Origin of the sequence: Streptomyces sp. NPDC001980 (assembly GCF_040296885.1) — a bacterium.
Lineage (GTDB): Bacteria > Actinomycetota > Actinomycetes > Streptomycetales > Streptomycetaceae > Streptomyces.
Genome location: NZ_JBEOYD010000014.1, coordinates 178,112 through 195,754, shown reverse-complemented (window position 1 = coordinate 195,754; position 17,643 = coordinate 178,112). Strand labels below are relative to the sequence as shown.

At 70.5% G+C, this 17,643-nt stretch carries 17 protein-coding genes; 10 read left to right on the top strand and 7 right to left on the bottom strand.

The window, feature by feature from the left end; translation table 11 throughout:
- Positions 1 to 79: 79 nt before the first annotated feature.
- Together ABT137_RS22970 and ABT137_RS22965 are read right to left on the bottom strand one after the other, a co-directional pair.
- A complete protein-coding gene (locus tag ABT137_RS22970; protein WP_351711709.1) occupies positions 80 to 2,095 on the bottom strand; it encodes an NPCBM/NEW2 domain-containing protein in 2,016 nt (671 codons plus the stop codon).
- A 162-nt stretch (positions 2,096 to 2,257) separates the two neighbouring features.
- On the bottom strand, positions 2,258 to 2,632 hold the full coding sequence (locus ABT137_RS22965) for a hypothetical protein (protein ID WP_351711707.1): 375 nt from the start codon (positions 2,630 to 2,632) through the stop codon (positions 2,258 to 2,260).
- A gap of 166 nt (positions 2,633 to 2,798) precedes the next feature.
- Here ABT137_RS22965 and ABT137_RS22960 point away from each other — a divergent pair, with 166 nt between their 5' ends.
- The 7 genes from ABT137_RS22960 (at position 2,799) to ABT137_RS22930 (ending at position 10,389) form a co-directional block, all read left to right on the top strand.
- Positions 2,799 to 2,990 carry a hypothetical protein gene (locus ABT137_RS22960; RefSeq protein WP_351711705.1) on the top strand — a complete coding sequence of 64 codons (192 nt, stop codon included), beginning with the start codon at positions 2,799 to 2,801 and terminating at the stop codon, positions 2,988 to 2,990.
- Positions 2,991 to 3,134: 144 nt separating this feature from the next.
- Positions 3,135 to 4,175: an NUDIX hydrolase gene (locus ABT137_RS22955; protein ID WP_351711703.1), complete on the top strand. Its 1,041-nt coding sequence runs from the start codon at positions 3,135 to 3,137 to the stop codon at positions 4,173 to 4,175.
- A 256-nt stretch (positions 4,176 to 4,431) separates the two neighbouring features.
- Positions 4,432 to 6,249: an ABC transporter family substrate-binding protein gene (locus tag ABT137_RS22950; protein ID WP_351711701.1), complete on the top strand. Its 1,818-nt coding sequence runs from the start codon at positions 4,432 to 4,434 to the stop codon at positions 6,247 to 6,249.
- Between the two features lie 70 nt (positions 6,250 to 6,319).
- Positions 6,320 to 7,306 carry an ABC transporter permease gene (locus ABT137_RS22945; RefSeq protein ID WP_351711699.1) on the top strand — a complete coding sequence of 329 codons (987 nt, stop codon included), beginning with the start codon at positions 6,320 to 6,322 and terminating at the stop codon, positions 7,304 to 7,306.
- The gene (locus ABT137_RS22940) at positions 7,299 to 8,219 is read left to right on the top strand and encodes an ABC transporter permease (protein WP_351711697.1); all 921 of its coding nucleotides are present in this window, start codon (positions 7,299 to 7,301) and stop codon (positions 8,217 to 8,219) included. Before ABT137_RS22945 ends, ABT137_RS22940 begins: the two co-directional genes overlap by 8 nt.
- Positions 8,216 to 9,340: an ABC transporter ATP-binding protein gene (locus ABT137_RS22935; RefSeq protein ID WP_351711695.1), complete on the top strand. Its 1,125-nt coding sequence runs from the start codon at positions 8,216 to 8,218 to the stop codon at positions 9,338 to 9,340. Before ABT137_RS22940 ends, ABT137_RS22935 begins: the two co-directional genes overlap by 4 nt.
- On the top strand, positions 9,337 to 10,389 hold the full coding sequence (locus ABT137_RS22930) for an ABC transporter ATP-binding protein (protein ID WP_351711693.1): 1,053 nt from the start codon (positions 9,337 to 9,339) through the stop codon (positions 10,387 to 10,389). The genes ABT137_RS22935 and ABT137_RS22930 overlap by 4 nt, the downstream gene beginning before the upstream one ends.
- Here the strand turns inward: ABT137_RS22930 and ABT137_RS22925 are convergent.
- The 3 genes from ABT137_RS22925 to ABT137_RS22915 form a co-directional block, all read right to left on the bottom strand.
- A complete protein-coding gene (locus ABT137_RS22925; RefSeq protein WP_351711691.1) occupies positions 10,362 to 11,417 on the bottom strand; it encodes a protein kinase family protein in 1,056 nt (351 codons plus the stop codon). The two genes, ABT137_RS22930 and ABT137_RS22925, sit on opposite strands and share 28 nt — an antisense overlap.
- Before the next feature lie 10 nt (positions 11,418 to 11,427).
- Positions 11,428 to 12,150, bottom strand: a complete 723-nt coding sequence (locus tag ABT137_RS22920; RefSeq protein WP_351711689.1) for an MBL fold metallo-hydrolase — start codon at positions 12,148 to 12,150, stop codon at positions 11,428 to 11,430.
- A gap of 137 nt (positions 12,151 to 12,287) precedes the next feature.
- Positions 12,288 to 13,643: a dipeptidase gene (locus ABT137_RS22915; RefSeq protein WP_351711687.1), complete on the bottom strand. Its 1,356-nt coding sequence runs from the start codon at positions 13,641 to 13,643 to the stop codon at positions 12,288 to 12,290.
- Positions 13,644 to 13,835: 192 nt separating this feature from the next.
- On the opposite strand from ABT137_RS22915, the gene ABT137_RS22910 reads away from it, so the two are divergent.
- Entirely contained in the window at positions 13,836 to 15,119 is a 1,284-nt protein-coding gene (locus tag ABT137_RS22910; protein WP_351711685.1) for a geranylgeranyl reductase family protein, read from the top strand.
- Here the strand turns inward: ABT137_RS22910 and ABT137_RS22905 are convergent.
- Entirely contained in the window at positions 15,109 to 15,564 is a 456-nt protein-coding gene (locus tag ABT137_RS22905; protein ID WP_351711683.1) for a nitroreductase family deazaflavin-dependent oxidoreductase, read from the bottom strand. The genes ABT137_RS22910 and ABT137_RS22905 overlap by 11 nt on opposite strands.
- 205 nt (positions 15,565 to 15,769) lie before the next feature.
- Between ABT137_RS22905 and ABT137_RS22900 the strand changes: the two genes are divergently transcribed.
- The gene (locus ABT137_RS22900) at positions 15,770 to 16,468 is read left to right on the top strand and encodes a TetR/AcrR family transcriptional regulator (RefSeq protein WP_351711681.1); all 699 of its coding nucleotides are present in this window, start codon (positions 15,770 to 15,772) and stop codon (positions 16,466 to 16,468) included.
- Positions 16,469 to 16,489: 21 nt separating this feature from the next.
- Here ABT137_RS22900 and ABT137_RS22895 read toward each other — a convergent pair whose 3' ends face one another.
- Positions 16,490 to 16,984 (bottom strand): FBP domain-containing protein, encoded by a 495-nt coding sequence (locus tag ABT137_RS22895; protein WP_351711679.1) that lies wholly within the window; start codon positions 16,982 to 16,984, stop codon positions 16,490 to 16,492.
- 79 nt (positions 16,985 to 17,063) lie between these two features.
- Between ABT137_RS22895 and ABT137_RS22890 the strand changes: the two genes are divergently transcribed.
- Positions 17,064 to 17,636 carry a TetR/AcrR family transcriptional regulator gene (locus ABT137_RS22890; RefSeq protein WP_351711677.1) on the top strand — a complete coding sequence of 191 codons (573 nt, stop codon included), beginning with the start codon at positions 17,064 to 17,066 and terminating at the stop codon, positions 17,634 to 17,636.
- The last annotated feature ends 7 nt before the right edge of the window (positions 17,637 to 17,643 follow it).

The window sequence follows — 17,643 nt, the reverse complement described above, 5'->3', positions numbered from 1 at the left end:
TCAGGCCGCGCAGGAACGTTCAGGCCCGGTCGGCCGGAGTTCAGGACCGGCCGACCGGGCCGGGCGTGCGCGCGGGACGTCAGCAGGTGATCCGCGCGTCCGCCCAGTCCCCGTGGTCGGAGGTGATGCCGTCACCGCCGTCGGTGACGACGAGCCTGATCACCTCGGCGCCGGTCACGTCGGCGGTGAGCGGCTGGGCGGGCATGTCGGTGGTCAGCACGCCGGTCGAGGCGACCTTCGTACCGTCCGCCCAGACCTCGAACGAGACGGTGCCGTTGGCGGCCTCCTCGTCGTCCACCCCGACGTCCGCCGTGACCTTCTCGCACGTCTTCCCGGTGTAGTAGTCGACCTCGCTCCGGGCGTGGGTGCCGAGCCCCTTGGCGTAGACGACCCCGCCGATGGTGATCGGATGTCCGTCGCCCGCGGCGGTCTCCCCGTTGCTGGTGTCGCGCTCCACCGGCCCCCAGCCGTTGTCCGCCGACACCCAGGGCAGGTCGCTGAGATAGGAGCTGCCGGCGGGCGGCGGGTCCGCGACGGTCGTCGTGACCGTCGTCGCGCTCTCCGTCCGCACTCCGGCCGGCGACCGGTAACTCGCCTTGAGTTCCAGGTCGTACGACCCCTTCGGCGTCCCCGCGGGGGCGGTCACCTGCCAACTTGTGTGCAGTGCACGGCCGGTCGGCAGGGCGGGGGCCTTCGTCGGCGAGGACGCCCTGACGGTCCAGCCTGCCGGGCCGGTGAGTGACACGGAGACCTTCGTGGCCGTGGTGCGGCCGAGGTCGGTGACCGACGTGGTGAGCGCGGACGTCTTGCCCGGCTCGCTGAACCGGCTGCCGTCCAGACCGAGTTCCACGGCCGGCGGATGGGCCGCCCAGCGCCGGTCGGCGGCGACCCGCACCAGGACCGTGCCGTGCGCCGGGACGATGGCGGAGACGGTGTCCGCGGTGTTGTAGCTCCGGTGCTGCCACAGGTCGCGCAGGGTGTAGGCGGGGGCCTTGGGAAGGCCGACGGCCGTTGCCGAAGTCGCGATGCGCTGCGGGGAGCCGGACTCGTTGAACAGGGCGACCGCGCGGCTGCCGTCCGTCATCTCCTTGGCGACGACCCAGCGCCCGTCCGCCGAGGAGACCACCGTGCCCTGCTTGCCCAGCGGGTCCTGGTCGACGGCGATGACCTCCTTGTTGTCCAGGATGTCGAAGGTCGCCGGGGATGCCTTGCGCAGGTCGGTGCCGATGAGCAGCGGGGCGGCCATGACCGACCACATCGAGAAGTGCGAGCGGTACTCGGTGCCGGTCATGCCGCCGTTGCCGACCTCCAGCATGTCCGGGTCGTTCCAGTGCCCGGGGCCCGCGTACGACGCGAGCGGCAGGTTCTGCTTGAGGATCGACACCATCGAGCCCCAGCTGTCGCTGATGTCCCCGGTGGTGCGCCACAGCTGGCCGACGCCGGCGGCCCACTCCCAGGGTTTGTTCTCGCCCCATTCGCAGATGCTGAGGACGATGGGCCGGCCGGTCGCCTTCAGTGCGTCGCGCATGGTGGTGTACCGCTGCTTGGCGTCCACGCCCTGGTTGTTGCAGTTGTCGTACTTGAGGTAGTCGACGCCCCAGTCGGCGAACTGCCGGGCGTCGCTGTACTCGTGGCCGAGAGCGCCCGGAAAGCCCGCGTCGTTGCAGGTCTTGGTGCCGGCGCTGGTGTAGATGCCGAGCTTCAGGCCCTTGGCGTGCACGTAGTCGGCGACGGCCTTGATCCCGTTCGGGAACCGGGCCGGGTCCGGGACCAGCTTGCCGTCCGCGTCCCGTTCGGGCAGGGCCCAGCAGTCGTCGAGATTGACGTACTGGTAGCCGGCGTCCTTGAGGCCCTTCGCCACGAAGAGGTCGGCGATGCCCTTGACCATCGCCTCGTTGAAGTCCGCGCCGCAGTGCGTGGAGTTCCAGTTGTTGAAGCCCATCGGCGGGGTCGGCGCGAGACCGTCGGCCACGGAGGGGGAAGCGGTCCTCGCGTCGGCGACGGCGGGTGCGGCGAGGCCCGCCGTACTCAACAGGGCCGCGGCCAGTGCTCCGATCACTCTTCGGCGGGTCGTGCGGGTGTGAGGGTGACGCATCGTTACGTTCCTCCGACTCGCGAAAGGTGCGATGACGACATGTATGCGTCATCGCTCTGTGCGGTTACGTTAGAACCCGTCGGAGTGTGTTGAATAGAGAGCGGTGATGATGGTTCGGCGCCTGGTTCGGGATCTGCTTGGTCCAGACCGGAATGAATCGGGTCATCCGATGTTCCGGTCGGCCGGGTGGAACTCGTGGACCACCTCGATCGTGCCGACGATGTGCGCGTTGAACTCGTCCAGTTCCTCGGCCGGCACCCACAGCTCCAGGATCGTGCTGCCGCCCGCCTGCCGGACCGGGTAGCGGCGGACGAACTCCGCGTCGACCTCGAAGCGGGTCACGTAGCCCGCGCCGTCGTGCTTGACGTTCCAGTCCCGGGCGATCCTGACCGCGTAGTCCTCGTTGAGCACCGGGTAGAAGATCGGCTGCTCGGGCAGCCGGGGCGGCCAGGCCTGCCACTCCAGCTCCCGGACCAGGCCGAGCTCCACGGGGCCGGTGGGGCGCCAGAGGGTGGTGGTCGGGCGGGGCGTCGGCATGGCGTACGGCTTCCTGTGCGGGTACGGGACGTGAGGATGTGGCCAGGGTGCCCGACCGTATCGGCGTCGTGATCGTCCGGCCACCGGGATTCGGCTCCGGCGTGCCGCGTTGCTCCCCTCGCGGGTACGACCGTGACCCCCGGCCGTCGGCGCAGTTGAAACGGGCATGAAGAAGCGCAGCATGCTCGCCATCGCCAGCCTGGCCACCGGATTCGTCGTGGCCGCCATCACCCCGTCCCATGCGGCCGACGAAGGACCGCTCGGCGACCTGCACGTCTCGGACGCCCTGGAGCACGTCGGCCACGTCGTCGGCGAGGACAGCTTCCAGACCGACCCGGACTTCCTGGGGCAGGAGTAGCCCGGCGCAGCGCGAGGGGACGACGGTGCCGGTGTTCCGGGCAGGGGACACCGGCACTCCGTTTGCGCGCCCTCAACGGGAACTGGTTTCCGTGGCAGTGTGGAGCGGGCAAGCCACAGGGGGCCAACAGAAGAGGGGGAGTCCGTGATCGTCTGGGTCAACGGCGCGTTCGGTGCGGGTAAGACCACCACCGCCCGTGAACTGATCGAACTGATCCCGAACAGCACGCTCTTCGACCCCGAGCTCGTCGGCGGGGCACTGACACACCTGCTGCCGGCCAAGTACCTCGCGGAGGTCGGCGACTTCCAGGATCTGCCGATCTGGCGCCGGCTGGTGATCGACACGGCGGCCGCGATGCTCGCGGAGCTGGGCGGAACCCTGGTGGTTCCGATGACGCTGCTGCGCCAGGAGTACCGCGACGAGATCTTCGGCGGCCTCGCCGCCCGCCGGATCGCCGTCCGGCACCTGTGCCTCACCCCGGCGGAAACGATCCTGCGCGAGCGAATAGCCGGCCGGGAGATCCCGCCCGACCTGCCCGACGGAGAGATGCGGATCCGGCAGTGGTCGTACGACCAGATCGAGCCCTACCGCACCGCCCTCGCCTCCTGGATCAGCGCCGACGCCCATCTCGTCGACACCAGCGCGCTCAGTCCGTACGAGACGGCGGTGCGGATCGCGGGGGCGGTGGGCAGTGGTGAAGCTGCGGTATGTGACATAGTACAAACCCCCGAACCCACCGCCGAGACCGTCGCCGCCGGCGTCCTCCTCTTCGACGAACAGAACCGCGTCCTTCTCGTGGATCCCACCTACAAGGCCGGCTGGGAGTTCCCCGGCGGAGTCGTCGAGCCCGGTGAGGCCCCCGCCCGGGCGGGTGTGCGGGAGGTCGAGGAGGAGACCGGGCTACGGCTGGAGGAACTGCCGGGGCTGCTCGTCGTCGACTGGGAGCAGCCCGCCCCGCCCCGCTATGGCGGCCTGCGCCTGCTCTTCGACGGTGGCCGGCTGGACTCCGCCGAGGCCGCGCGGCTGGTGCTGCCGGGGCCGGAGCTGCGCGACTGGCGGTTCGTCACCGAGCTGGAGGCTGCCGACCTGCTGCCGCCGGTGCGCTACGAACGGCTCCGCTGGGCGCTGCGTGCCCGCGAACGCGGCGCGGTGCTCTATCTGGAGGCCGGCGTCCCGGTCGGTTGACGTTCTCTGATGGTTCGTCAAGTCCCCGCCGCATTGGTGATGTTGGCGGGGCTTTGGCGTTTCCGGGGTGTGTGTAGGGGACTTTGCGCGGGGTGGAAGGTTCCTGGGGGAAAACGAGGGTGAATTGTCGCCGTCCCGGTATGAACAAGAACGTGAAGGAGGTACACAAACGTTCTACCGTCGGTGCGCAGCTCAACTTCCTCGCGGCCGCTGGCCGCCGTGCACAGGCCGGCCAACCGCCGGCTGAAGGAGGGACATGCGCGCGCACTCTTCGACCCTCACAAGGGGACTCGCACTGACCGCCGGGCTCGTCCTGGCGCTCGCCGCCTGCAGCACCAGCGGCGGCGGCGGGGGCAGTGGCGGCAAGGGCACCTCGGCCGGTCTCACGTCCTGCGCCACCCAGGGCAAGGCCGACACCTGCAACTCCGGCGCCACCAAGGCCGGCGGCACGTTCACCTACGTCATCGAGAAGAACATCCAGCAGTGGAACGTGCAGGACACCAACGGCAACACCTTCGAGAACGCCGAGGCGCTGAGCCCGGTGCTGCCCCAGGTCTTCGTCCCGCAGCCGGACTTCAGCGTAAAGCTCGACACCGACCTGGTGACCTCGGCGACCCAGACGAGCACCAGTCCGCAGACCATCGTCTACAAGATCAACCCCAAGGCGTCCTGGAACGACGGGACCGCGATCACCGCCGACGACTTCGTCTACTACTGGCGCACCGACGACGGCAAGGACTGCCCGCCGCCGCCGGCCGGCGACTCCACCCAGACCAAGGGCTGTCTCCCGCAGAGCAGCGCGGGCTACGACCGGATCAAGTCCGTCACCGGTTCGGACGGGGGCAAGACCGTCACCGTGGTGATGGCGAGGCCGTACGCCGACTGGAAGCAGATGTTCGGCGCCGGCTATCCGCTCTATCCCGCACACGTCGCCGAGAAGCTCTCCGGCGCCAAGGCCGGTGACGCGGCGCATATGACGGCCGCTCAGATGACCCAGGGCTGGCAGTACTTCCAGAAGACCCCGCCCACCAAGTACGCGACCGCGGGCCCGTACCGGATGACCGAGTGGGTCGACAACGACCACGCCACCTACCAGCCCGACCCCAAGTGGTGGGGCACGAAGGCCACTCTGCAACGGCTGATCTTCAAGGTGATCTCGGACGCCACCCAGGAACCGATCGCGCTGCGCAACAACGAGGTCCAGGGCATCTACCCGCAGCCCGAGGTCGACCTCGTCAACCAGGTGAAGGCCATCCCCAACGTCACCTACACCATCGGCAGCGGGCTGACGTGGGAGCACTTCGACCTCAACCTGCACAACCCGGTGATCGGCAAGTACCTGGCACTCAGGCAGGCGATGTTCACGGCCATCAGTGTCAAGGACATCATGGCCAAGACGGTCGCCCAGTTCGATCCCGGCGTGAAGCAGCTCTACAACCACAACTTCGTCCCGGGGACGGCCGGGTACCAGGACGTGGTGAGCGCCGGCGGGCAGGGCTCGGGTGACCTCGCCAAGGCCAAGAAGTACCTCACCGACGCCAGGTTCACCGGAGTCGGCACCGCCCTGAAGACCCCGGACGGCACGGCCGTCGGACCCTTCAACTGCCGCTACACCACGGGCAACCAGATCCGGCAGAGCGAATGCCAGATCCTGCAGAGCGACCTCGCGAGCCTCGGGATCAAGGTCACGATCAAGCCGATCGGCGCCGCCGACCTCGGCACGGTCCTGGCCGGCCACCAGTACGACATCATCGTCTTCGCCTGGGTCGCCTCGCCCTTCCCGACCAGCAACGCCCAGCAGACCTGGTCGACCGGAGGCGGCGGCAACTACGGCGGCTACAGCAACAAGAAGGTCGACTCCCTGATCAGCCAGGCCATCGGCGAGACGGACCAGGCCAAGGCCGCCGCCCTGCTCAACCAGGCCGACCAGCTCATGGTCAACGACGCCTACGTGCTGCCGCTCTACCAGAAGCCCACCTTCCTCGCGGTGCAGACCCGGTTCGTCAACATGCGCAACAACTCCACCAACGTCGGACCGCCGTACAACGTCGGCGAGTGGGGCCTCAAGAAGTAACCCAGCGACCAGCCGGACCGATTCCCGGCCCCGGAGACCCCGGGGCCGGGCCTCCGCGAGAGAAGACCGCATGCTCGCCTACACCGTGCGCCGCATCCTCGTCTCCGTACCCGTCCTGATCGTCTCGACGTTCATCGTCTTCCTGGTCGTCGTCAACTCCGGCGACCCGGTGGCCAACTTCGCCACCTCCCGGCAACCGCCGCCCAGCAAGGCCGCCGTGACCGCCTTCGCCCGCCACATCCACGCCGACGAACCCGTCGTGGAACGCTACTGGAACTGGATCACCGGCGTCCTGCACGGCGACTGGGGCCCGTCCGTCCAGTCCAACCTGGACATCGGCCACGACCTGCTCACCCGCTTCCGGGTCACCGTCACCCTGGTCGCCGCCGCCATGCTGCTCGCCCTGGTGATGGCGATCGTCTTCGGCGTGTTCAGCGCGATCCGCCAGTACAGCGCCGCCGACTACACCATCACCTTCCTCGGCTTCCTGTTCCTCGCCATGCCCGTGTTCTGGTTCGCCGTGCTGCTCAAGCAGGCCGGGATCTGGTTCAACCAGGAGACCGGCAGCCAGTTCCTCGGCACCATCGGCGAGAAGTCCCCGTACCTCGAAGTCGACACCACCTGGAACGAGTTCACCGACCGCGTCGGCCATCTGATCCTGCCCACCATCACCCTCGCCCTGGTCTCCTTCGCCTCCTGGACCCGCTACACCCGCGCCTCCATGCTGGAGGTCCTGGACAGCGACTACGTCCGGCTCGCCCGCGCCAAGGGGCTGCGCCGCGGCCGGGTGCTCGTCCGGCACGCCCTGCGCACCGCCCTGATCCCGCTCGCCACCGTCACCGCCCTCGACATCGCGATCGTCCTCGGCGGCGCGGTCATCACCGAGACGATCTTCCAGTGGCACGGCATGGGCGAGATGCTCGTCGAGGCCGCCACCACCCTCGACGTCTACCGGACCATGGCCTGGCTGCTGCTGTCCGCCGTCGTGGTCATCGTCTTCAACCTCTTCGCCGACCTCCTCTACGCCGTACTCGACCCGAGGATCCGCTATGACTGACATCGGGGCACTCGGGCCGGCCGGCACCCGGACGCCGGGCGACGACCACGAGTTCACCGTCGCGCAGCGCAGCCAGACCCAGCTCGTCCTGCGCCGCTTCCTGCGCCACCGGGCCGCGATGATCAGCCTGGTCGTCTTCGTGCTGATCGTGCTGTGGGCCTTCGCCGGCCCGCACTTCTGGCACTACTCGTACGCCAAGTTCACGCCCGACAACTCCCAACCACCCTCCTGGAAGCACCCGTTCGGCACCGACTCCTCCGGGTACGACGCCTACGCCCAGGTGATGCGCGGTACCCAGACCTCGCTGAAGATCGCCATCCTGATCGCGCTCGGCTCGACGCTCGTCGGCGCCGTGTGGGGAGCCGTCGCCGGCTTCTACCGGGGGTTCGTCGACGCGCTGATGATGCGTGTCGCCGATCTGGTGCTGACCCTCCCGCTGTTCGCGATCGCGCTCGTCATCTCCTCGCGCAGCGGTGGCTCCTGGTACTGGATCGCCGCGGTGGTCGCCGGACTCACCTGGGCCTACGTGTCCCGGGTGGTGCGCTCGTCCGTACTCTCCCTGCGCGAGAAGGAGTTCGTGGAGGCCGCCCGGGCGCTCGGCGCCTCCGACACCCGGATCATCTTCCGGCACCTGCTGCCCAACGCGCTCGGCCCGATCATCGTGAACGCCACGATCCTGGTCGCCACCGGCATCCTCACCGAGACCGCCCTGTCCTTCCTCGGGTTCGGCGTCCAACCGCCCGACACCTCCCTCGGGTTGCTGGTCGCCCAGGCACAGACGGCGGTCGACACCCGGCCCTGGCTCTTCTACATCCCCGGCGGCTTCATCATCGCCATCGCCCTCACCATCAACTTCATCGGCGACGGGCTCCGCGACGCCTTCGACCCCCGGCAGCAAAGGGTGCGACAGTGACCGACACCGGCAACGGCAAGGGCAAGGGCATCGACAGGGTCGTGGGGAAGGGCGAGGAGTCCGGCGCGGTGCTCGAAGTCGAGGACCTGAGCGTGGAGTTCCCCACCGAGGACGGGACCGTAAGGGCGGTGCGCGGCGTCGGCTACCGGCTGGAGCGGGGCGAGGCACTGGGCATCGTCGGTGAGTCGGGGTCGGGCAAGTCGGTCGCCGCCCTTGCCGTGATGGGGCTGCTGCCCGGCTCGGCCCGGGTGCGCGGCTCGGTCCGGTTCGAGGGCACGGAACTGCTCGGGATGTCCGACGCCCGGCTCTCGGACGTCCGGGGCAGCGGCATCGCCATGGTCTTCCAGGACCCCATGACCTCCCTCAACCCCGTCTACACCGTCGGCTACCAGATCGCCGAGACCCTCCTCAGACACAACCCGAGGCTCGGCAGACGCCCGGCCCGCGCACGCGCCGTCGAACTCCTCGGCACGGTCGGCATCCCGAGCCCCGAACGGCGCGTCGACAGCTACCCGCACGAACTCTCCGGCGGCATGCGCCAGCGGGTCGTCATCGCCATCGCGATCGCCAACGACCCGGACGTGATCATCGCCGACGAGCCCACCACCGCCCTCGACGTCACCGTCCAGGCACAGATCCTGGAGGCGCTGGAGGCCGCCCGCGCCGAGACCGGCGCCGCCCTCGTCCTGATCACCCACGACCTGGGAGTGGTCGCCGGCCACACCGACCGGGTCGCCGTCATGTACGCCGGACGGATCGTCGAGACCGGCTCGGTCGAGGAGATCTTCTACACCCCGCGCATGCCCTACACCCTCGGCCTGCTCGGCTCCCTGCCCCGCCTCGACCGCGAGGAGGACCGCCTGACCCCCATCACCGGCTCCCCGCCCTCGCTGCTCAACCTGCCCCCGGGCTGCCCCTTCGCCCCGCGCTGCCCGATGCGCCGGGAGCCCTGCGACAGCACCGAACCCGCCCTGCGCCCCGTCGGATCCGACGACCACCGCAGCGCCTGCCACTTCGCCGACGAACTCGTCGACACGGCGGCCGGCGAGGTCTTCGACGCCGTCGGCGCCGACACCGAGGCCCTGGCCCGGTTCGCGGACCTGGAGGACGATGCCCGATGACCGATCCGCTGCCCCCGCTGCCCGGTCACGGCGGCACCGGCGACCCCGTCCTCCAGGTCCGCGACCTCGTCAAACACTTCCCGGTGATGTCGAGGAGTGTGGTCCGCCGCCGGATCGGCGACGTGCACGCCGTCTGCGGGGTCTCCTTCGACCTGTACGAGAACGAGACACTCGGCCTGGTCGGCGAGTCCGGCTCCGGCAAGACGACCGTCTCCCGGACCCTGCTCAACCTGGAGACGGCCACCTCGGGGTCCGTCCACTACCGGGGCCGGCTGCTGACCGACCTGAGCAGACGACAGATGCGGCCGCTGCGCCGCGAGTTGCAGATCGTGTTCCAGGACCCGTACGCCTCCCTGGACCCCAGGATCTCCGTCCACGAGATCGTCGCCGAACCTCTGCGCATCCACGGGCGCTACGGCCCCGGCGCCGCCGACGAGGTACGCGAACTGCTGCGCCTGGTCGGCCTCAACCCCGAGCACGGCAACCGTTTCGCGCACGAGTTCTCCGGCGGACAGCGCCAACGCATCGGCATCGCGAGGGCGTTGGCGCTGCGTCCCAAGGTGATCGTGCTGGACGAGCCGGTCTCCGCGCTGGACGTGTCGATCCAGGCGGGCGTCCTCAACCTGCTGATGGACCTCCAGAGCGAACTGGGCCTGTCGTTCCTCTTCGTGGCCCACGACCTCTCCGTGATGCGGCACGTCGCCGGCCGGGTCGCGGTGATGTACCTGGGCCGCCTGGTGGAGATCGCCCCCGCCCGGCAGCTCTTCGCCCGCCCCGCCCACCCCTACACCCAGGCCCTGGTCTCGGCGATCCCGCTGCCCGACCCGCGCAAGGAACGCGCCCGGAAACGGATCACCGTCCAGGGCGACGTCCCGAGCCCGGTGCGCCCGCCCAGCGGCTGCCGCTTCCGCACCCGCTGCCCCAAGTTCGCGAACCAGCTCACCGACAGCGAGCGCACCGCCTGCGTCGACCAGGTGCCGGACCTGGTCGACCGGGGCGGCGGCAACCCGGTCGCCTGCCACTACGCGGAGAGCGTGCAGCTGCTGTGACCGTCCGGGTACGGGAACGGCGTCAGCCGGCTCTCCCGCTCCAGCCGTCGGCAGAAGACCTCCATGCCGACGGCGAGCGGGGCGTGCCGGACCAGCAGGCCGGCGGCGGCCGTCGGGATGCCCTCGGGCCGTGCCCCGCCGGCACAGGCCCGCACGAACTCCGCGCGCTCCTCGCCCCGGTACCCGTACAGGGCGGTGACCAGCCAGATCACCAGGTAGTAGACGGTGTACGCGCGGTCGTAGTGCCGGTGCCGGTCGAAGAAGTCCCGTTCGTCCGGGCCCAGCCGGAAGCGGGAGCTCAGGGAGAGCCCGAAGTCGGTGAGGTACAGCTGCCGTCCGTCGGTGAGGATGTTGCGGAAGTGGGCGTCGAGGTGCAGGAGATGGCTGTCCGAGAGGAACGCGGTGAGCTCTTCCAGTCCGTGAGCCGTGAAGGCGCAGGCCGAGTCCGCCCGGTCCGTGCGCAGTTCGGCGTCCAGCCAGTCGTGCAGGGTGTACGGGACGTGCTCCAGGAACAGGGTGAGGCTCGCGGACGCGTCCCGCAGGCCCTCGATGCGTTCCCGTACGCCCGCGGAGCCGCCCCAGTAGGCCACGGCCCTCTCGACGTCCGCGAGTTCGCCGGGCAGCGGGGCGGGCGCGGCGGGCAGGATCCGCCAGTGATGCAGCAGCGGGAATCCGGGGAACCGGCCCGCCAGCACCCAGTTCGTCGTCACCTCGTGCGCGGCCAGCTCCCGCCAGGCCCCGAACCCCGGGCCGCCGACGGCGCCGATGCCGTAATGGCAGTACGCCGGCAGACCGAAGAAGTTCTCGGTGGAACGGGCGTGCCGCGCTTCCCGTTCCCGGTCGGTCAGGGGGATCCGCTTCACGAACACCGGTCCGCCGTCCACCGCGATCCGCACCGCTCGGCCGCCGATCCCGGTGCCGAGCGGTTCGCCGGCCGCGACCAGCTCGGCCAGTTCGACATCGCTGAGCAGGGCCAGGGAGGTCGCGATGTCGGTGTGGAGGGCGATGCGGTGCGCGGTGTCGGTCATCCCCCCATGGTCACCGCGGCGGGCCGTAGGTGTCCGCGGATTCCCGCAGCGTCCGTGCCGCGTCGGCGGTCACCGGATCCCCGTGGCCGAAGCACGCCGTCTCCGTGTCCAGGGCTGCCAGCCGCCGGAAGGACGAGACGGCCCGGTCCCGGTCGAGGTTGAACACCCCGAGCACCACCGCACCGGTGCCCGGCATGGCCGCCACCGCGTCCCCGGTGAACAGCACGCCGTGGGAAGGGAGATGGAGGGCGATGCTGCCGTGGGTGTGCCCGGGGACATGGACGACCCCGGCACCACCGCCGAAGTCCAGGACGTCCCCGTCGGACACCTCCGTCACCTCGTCCGGAGGGACCGGCCGGTCGGCGGGCAGCAACTCGGCAGCGGCGGCATGGATCGGCAGCTCCCAGTCCTCGAACACCGGCGGCGGACCCGGGAGTTCGCCCCGGAGCACCGGCGCGTCCAGGCGGTGGGCCAGCACCTCGGCTCCGCTCAGCGCGGCGAACTCGGCGGCCCCGCCGACGTGGTCCTCGTGGAAATGGGTGAGGACGATCCGCCGTACCGCCGAAGGGGACCGCCCCAGCGCCGTGAGCGCGTCGGCGATCGGCCGGCCCGAGCCGGGCGGGCCGGTGTCGACCAGGGTCGAGGCGCCGGTGTCCGGGTCGTGCCAGAGGTAGGCCTGACCCACCGGGAAGCGCAGCAGGTGCAGCCGGGGGAGCAGCTCGATGACGTCCATGTCCCGACCGTAGGGAGGACCCCCGTCCACGACGAGGGTCCTCCGCTGTGGGCAGAGCGATTCCGCCCACCGCGTACGTCGGCCGACCGCGTACCGCGTACGTCGGCCGACCGTGGATGTCCGCCGCTCCGGGTGCGTCAGCCCGCCGCGTAGTTCCGCAGGAACAGCGCCTCCGCCACCGACAGCTGCTCCAGCTCCCCGGGGGACACGCTCTCGTTGACGGCGTGGATCTGTGCCTCCGGCTCGCTCAGGCCGATCAGCAGGATCTCGGCCTGCGGGTAGAGGCCGGCGAGGGTGTTGCACAGCGGGATGGAGCCGCCCTGACCCGCGTACTGCATCGTCTTGTCCGGGTAGGCGACCGCCATCGCGTCGGCCATCGCCCGGTACGCCGGGCTGGTGGTGTCCGCGCGGAACGGCTGGCCCTGGCCGACCACCTCCGTCCGCACCCGGGCGCCCCACGGCGTGTGCGCCTCCAGGTGGGCCTGGAGCAGCTTGCCGGCCTCGGCCGCGTCCACGCCCGGCGGCACCCGGAGGCTGACCAGGGCGCGGGCGCCGGCCTGCACCGACGGGGTGGCGCCGACCACCGGCGGGCAGTCGATGCCGAGCACGGTGACCGCCGGACGGGCCCAGATGCGGTCCGCGACCGAACCGTCACCGATCAGCCCGACACCGTCCAGCGCCTTGGCGTCCTTGCGGAACTGCTCCTCGTCGTACTCCAGCCCCTCCCACCGCGACTCCGGCGCGAGCCCGTCGACCGTGGTGGAACCGTCCTCGGCGCGCAGTGAGTCCAGGACGCGGATCAGCGCGGCCAGGGCGTCGGGGGCGGCACCGCCGAACTGGCCCGAGTGCAGATTGCCCCGCAGTGTGTCGATCTGAATGCGGACCATGGCCATGCCCCGCAGAGTCGTGGTCACCGTCGGCAGCCCCACCCGGAAGTTGCCCGCGTCGCCGATGACGATCGCGTCGGCCGCCAGGAGCCCGGGGTGCTGCTCGGCGTACCGCTCCAGGCCGCCGGTGCCCATCTCCTCCGAGCCCTCGGCGATCACCTTGACGTTGACCGGAACGCCGCCGTTCGCCTTCAGCGCGCGCAGCGCCAGCAGGTGCATGATCACGCCGCCCTTGCAGTCGGCGGCACCGCGCCCGTACCAGCGGCCGTCCCGCTCGGTCAGCTCGAACGGCGGGGTGGTCCAGGCGGCCTCGTCCAGCGGCGGCTGCACGTCGTAGTGCGCGTACAGCAGGACCGTTTTGGCACCCTCCGGGCCCGGCAGGTAGCCGTACACCGACTGCGTGCCGTCCGGGGTGTCCAGTACGGCGACGTCCGTGAAGTCCTCGGCGCGCAGTGCGTCGGCCACCCAGTTCGCGGCACCCTCGCTCTCGCTCTTCGGGAACTGGGCGAAGTCCGCCACCGACTTGAAGGCCACCAGCTCGGCGAGCTCCGCCTTGGCCCTGGGCAGCAGGGCGGCGACGGTCTCGGCGACCGGATTGGACGACATGGGCACGCTCCTCGTGGGTGCGACGTTGAACTGGTGAGTGGACCGATCCTCCCACAGTGGCCTGCGGCGATCTCCGCCGTAGGATGCGGGGGGACAGGTGACAGGTGTCGGCCTACGGACGGACAGAACCTGACCTGAGGCTTGATACGGCGTGATACGGCTTCTACGGCTTGATCGGAGCAGCGGACCATCGTGAGCGGCGAGAATTCTTCGGCGGACGACGTGCAGGCGGACGACGCGCAGCGGGTGTGGGACGTCGTCGTGGTGGGCGCGGGACCCGCGGGGGCCTCGGCCGCCTACGCGGCGGCGGTCGCCGGACGGCGCGTGCTGTTGCTGGAGAAGGCCGAGCTGCCCCGCTACAAGACCTGCGGCGGCGGCATCATCGGCCCCTCGCGCGACGCGCTGCCGCCCGGCTTCGAGCTGCCCCTCAAGGACCGGGTGCACGCGGTCACCTTCTCCAACAACGGACGGTTCACCCGCACCCGACGCTCCAAGCAGATGATGTTCGGGCTGATCAACCGGCCCGAGTTCGACCAGCAGCTGGTGGAGCACGCGCAGAAGGCGGGCGCCGAGCTGCGCACGGGTGCCGCCGTGCAGCGCGTCGAGCAGCACGGCTCGGCGGTCCCGGACCGGCGGACGGTCGCGGTCGTGCTCCAGGGCGGCGAGACCCTGCTGGCCCGCGCGGTGGTCGGCGCCGACGGCAGCGCCAGCCGCATAGGCGCCCACGTCGGGGTGAAGGTCGACCAGGTCGACCTCGGCCTGGAGGCGGAGATCCCGGTGCCGGAGACGGTCGCCGAGGACTGGAAGGGCCGGGTCCTCATCGACTGGGGCCCGATGCCCGGCAGTTACGGCTGGGTCTTCCCCAAGGGTGACACGCTGACCGTCGGCGTCATCTCGGCCCGCGGTGAAGGCGCCGCCACCAAGCGGTACTTGGAGGACTTCATCGCCCGGCTCGGCCTGGCCGGCTTCGAACCGAGCATCTCCTCCGGCCACCTGACCCGCTGCCGCGCCGACGACTCCCCGTTGTCCCGGGGCCGGGTGCTGGTCTGCGGCGACGCGGCGGGCCTGCTCGAACCGTGGACCCGCGAGGGCATCTCCTTCGCGCTGCGCTCGGGGCGGCTCGCGGGGGAGTGGGCGGTGCGGATCGCCGAGGCCCACGACGCCGTCGACACCCGCCGCCAGGCACTGAACTACGCCTTCGCCGTCAAGGCGGGCCTCGGCGTCGAGATGAGCGTCGGCAAGCGGATGCTCGCGGTGTTCGAGCGCCGCCCCGGGCTGTTCCACGCGGCGCTGACCGGGTTCCGTCCCGCCTGGCGGGCGTTCAAGGAGATCACCCAGGGCCGCACCTCCCTCGGCGAGCTCATCCGCTCCCACCCGCTCGCCCAGCGCGCCCTCACCGCCTTCGGCCCGGAGCCGGCGGCGAAGGAGAGCGCGCCGACGGAGGACCCGGCCGACGAGGAAGCCGTCACTTCGTGACGGTGACCCGGAAGACGGGGTGATCGGCGCCGGCCGCGACCAGTTCGTCGTCGGAGGACCTGGCCGTCACCCCGGGGAAGTACTGCTTCACCTCCCAGCCCCACCTCTCCAGGTAGGCCCGCAGCACCGGGAGCTTCTCGGCATCGGGAAGCTCCACCACGGTGAACTCCCGCACCTTCCGCCCCACGCGCAGCTCCCCGCCGCCGGCCACGCGGATGTTCCGCACCCACTGGGAGTTGCCGCGCGCCGAGACCAGGTACTGGGTGCCGTCGTACGTGTGCGGGTTGACCGGGACGCGCTGCATCCTGCCGCTCTTGCGGCCGCGCACGGACAGCTCCGCGCTGCCCGCGAGGCTGATCCCGTGCCGGGCGAGCCAGCCGACGAGGCTGTTCATGCGGACGGCCACCGGGTTGGCCTCGGCGTAGTACGGCTGGGACGACGACATGGTGACCCCCACTTGTTTGGGAGAGCAGTGCTCTCTCTTGAGGTACAGTGTGGGGAGATCGATGATCCATTGCAAGAGCGGTGCTCTCTTTTTTGAGCGGTGCACTCGTGTGTGAGCGTCGCTCTGATGCGAGACCAGCGATCCAAATCATGTGCGCTGCTCCAAAACGTGTGCACTGCTCTGCAAGCGTGGCAAACTGCGCCCCATGACCACCCCACAGGGCGCACGCGCGCGAGCCAGGATGGAAGTCACCGCAGCCATCAAGGACGAGGCGCGCAGGCAACTCGCGGCCGAGGGTGCGGCCAAGCTGTCGCTGCGGGCCGTGGCGCGCGAGCTCGGCATGGTCTCCTCGGCGCTCTACCGCTACTTCCCGAGCCGCGACGACCTGCTCACCGCGCTGATCATCGACGCCTACGACTCCCTCGGCGAGGCCGCCGAGACCGCCCACGCCGCTGCCGCCGAGGCGGCCCCGGCGCACCGCTGGGTCGTCGTGTGCGAGGCGGTACGCGGCTGGGCGCTGACCCGCCCGCACGAGTACGCGCTGATCTACGGCTCGCCGGTGCCCGGTTACTCGGCGCCGGACACGACCATTCCGCCGGCGGCCCGGGTCGCCCTCGTCCTCATCGGGATCCTGCGCGAGGCGTTCGAGGGGCTCGGTCTGGCCCGCACTCCCGTGCCCGCCGAGCTCGCCCCCGAGGCCCGCCGGATGGCCGACGAACTGGTGCCGGGCCTGCCGCCGGAGGTGGCGGTGGCCATGGCCGCGGCGTGGGCCCAGCTGTTCGGGCTGGTGGGGTTCGAGCTGTTCGGTCAGTTCAAGGGGGTCGTGGAGGAAGCGGAACGGGAGAGGTTCTTCCGGCATGCGGCCGCGCAACTCGCCCACGGCGTCGGGCTGGTCTTCCCCTGACGGCGTTCGGTCACCCGGCCATCACCCGGTCACCTTCTCCAGGAACGCGGCGAGGTTCCCGACCGTCCGCCGTACCTTCTCCTCCAGCGTGAGCGACTCCGGCATCCGCCCGCCCACGCCGGCGTCCCGCTTACCCCGCACGTACAGCGAACAGGCGAGGTCGCTGCAGAGGTAGGCGCCCACGGAGTTGCCCTGTTGCCCGGCCTTCCCCGCCTTGGCCGCGACCATCAGTGAGACGCCTCCGGTGTGCGTGGTCAGGCAGATCGAGCACATGCTGCGCCGGGTCTGCCAGGAGGCGGGACTCGGGCAGCGCAGCGCCACCGCCCGCGCGTGACCGTCGTCCAGTTCGGTCACCAGGTAGGCGCGGTCGGGCGCCTGGGGGTCGCGCCAGCCGAAGTAGTCCAGGTCGGCCCACGGCCGTTGGTCCAGGTCGTGCGGGATGTTCAGACGCTTCGCCGCGCCCTTGGTGCAGTTCACGAACGCGGCACGGATCTCTTGTTCGGTCAGCTGTCTCATGTGGCGCACGCTAATTTGCCTAAAGCTTTTAGGCAAATGCATAATCGATTCAGGCAAGAGGTGAAGGCGAGGAGCGGGTGTGGCGCGAGCGGGACTGAGCACGGAACGGCTGGTCCGGGCCGGAGCCGAGCTGGCCGACGAGGTCGGCTTCGACCAGGTGACCGTATCGGCGCTGGCCAGACGGTTCGACGTGAAGGTCGCCAGCCTGTACTCGCACGTCAAGAGCTCCCAGGACCTGAAGACGAGGATCGCGCTGCTGGCGCTGGAGGAACTCGCCGACCGCGCCGCCGACGCGCTGGCCGGACGGGCCGGCAAGGACGCCCTCGTCGCGTTCGCCGACGTCTACCGCGACTACGCCCGCGCCCACCCCGGCCGCTACACCGCGGCGCGGCTGCGCCTCGACCCGGAGACGGCGGCGGCCAGTGCCGGCGTCCGGCACGCCCAGATGACCCGGGCGATCCTGCGCGGCTACGACCTGCCCGAACCGGACGAGACCCATGCCGTCCGGATGCTCGGCAGCGTCTTCCACGGCTACGTCGACCTGGAACTGGGCGGCGGCTTCAGTCACAGCGCCCCCGACAGTCAGCAGTCCTGGACCCGCGTCCTCGACGCCCTCGACGCGCTGCTGCGCAACTGGCCCACGCCGACCTGACCCCCTC

Coding starts and splice junctions, on each gene's coding strand:
- ABT137_RS22970 (WP_351711709.1), bottom strand. CDS start 2,095: ATGCGTCACCCTCACACCCGCACGACCCGCCGAAGAGTGATCGGAGCA.
- ABT137_RS22965 (WP_351711707.1), bottom strand. CDS start 2,632: ATGCCGACGCCCCGCCCGACCACCACCCTCTGGCGCCCCACCGGCCCC.
- ABT137_RS22960 (WP_351711705.1), top strand. CDS start 2,799: ATGAAGAAGCGCAGCATGCTCGCCATCGCCAGCCTGGCCACCGGATTC.
- ABT137_RS22950 (WP_351711701.1), top strand. CDS start 4,432: ATGCGCGCGCACTCTTCGACCCTCACAAGGGGACTCGCACTGACCGCC.
- ABT137_RS22945 (WP_351711699.1), top strand. CDS start 6,320: ATGCTCGCCTACACCGTGCGCCGCATCCTCGTCTCCGTACCCGTCCTG.
- ABT137_RS22940 (WP_351711697.1), top strand. CDS start 7,299: ATGACTGACATCGGGGCACTCGGGCCGGCCGGCACCCGGACGCCGGGC.
- ABT137_RS22930 (WP_351711693.1), top strand. CDS start 9,337: ATGACCGATCCGCTGCCCCCGCTGCCCGGTCACGGCGGCACCGGCGAC.
- ABT137_RS22925 (WP_351711691.1), bottom strand. CDS start 11,417: ATGACCGACACCGCGCACCGCATCGCCCTCCACACCGACATCGCGACC.
- ABT137_RS22920 (WP_351711689.1), bottom strand. CDS start 12,150: ATGGACGTCATCGAGCTGCTCCCCCGGCTGCACCTGCTGCGCTTCCCG.
- ABT137_RS22915 (WP_351711687.1), bottom strand. CDS start 13,643: ATGTCGTCCAATCCGGTCGCCGAGACCGTCGCCGCCCTGCTGCCCAGG.
- ABT137_RS22905 (WP_351711683.1), bottom strand. CDS start 15,564: ATGTCGTCGTCCCAGCCGTACTACGCCGAGGCCAACCCGGTGGCCGTC.
- ABT137_RS22900 (WP_351711681.1), top strand. CDS start 15,770: ATGACCACCCCACAGGGCGCACGCGCGCGAGCCAGGATGGAAGTCACC.
- ABT137_RS22895 (WP_351711679.1), bottom strand. CDS start 16,984: ATGAGACAGCTGACCGAACAAGAGATCCGTGCCGCGTTCGTGAACTGC.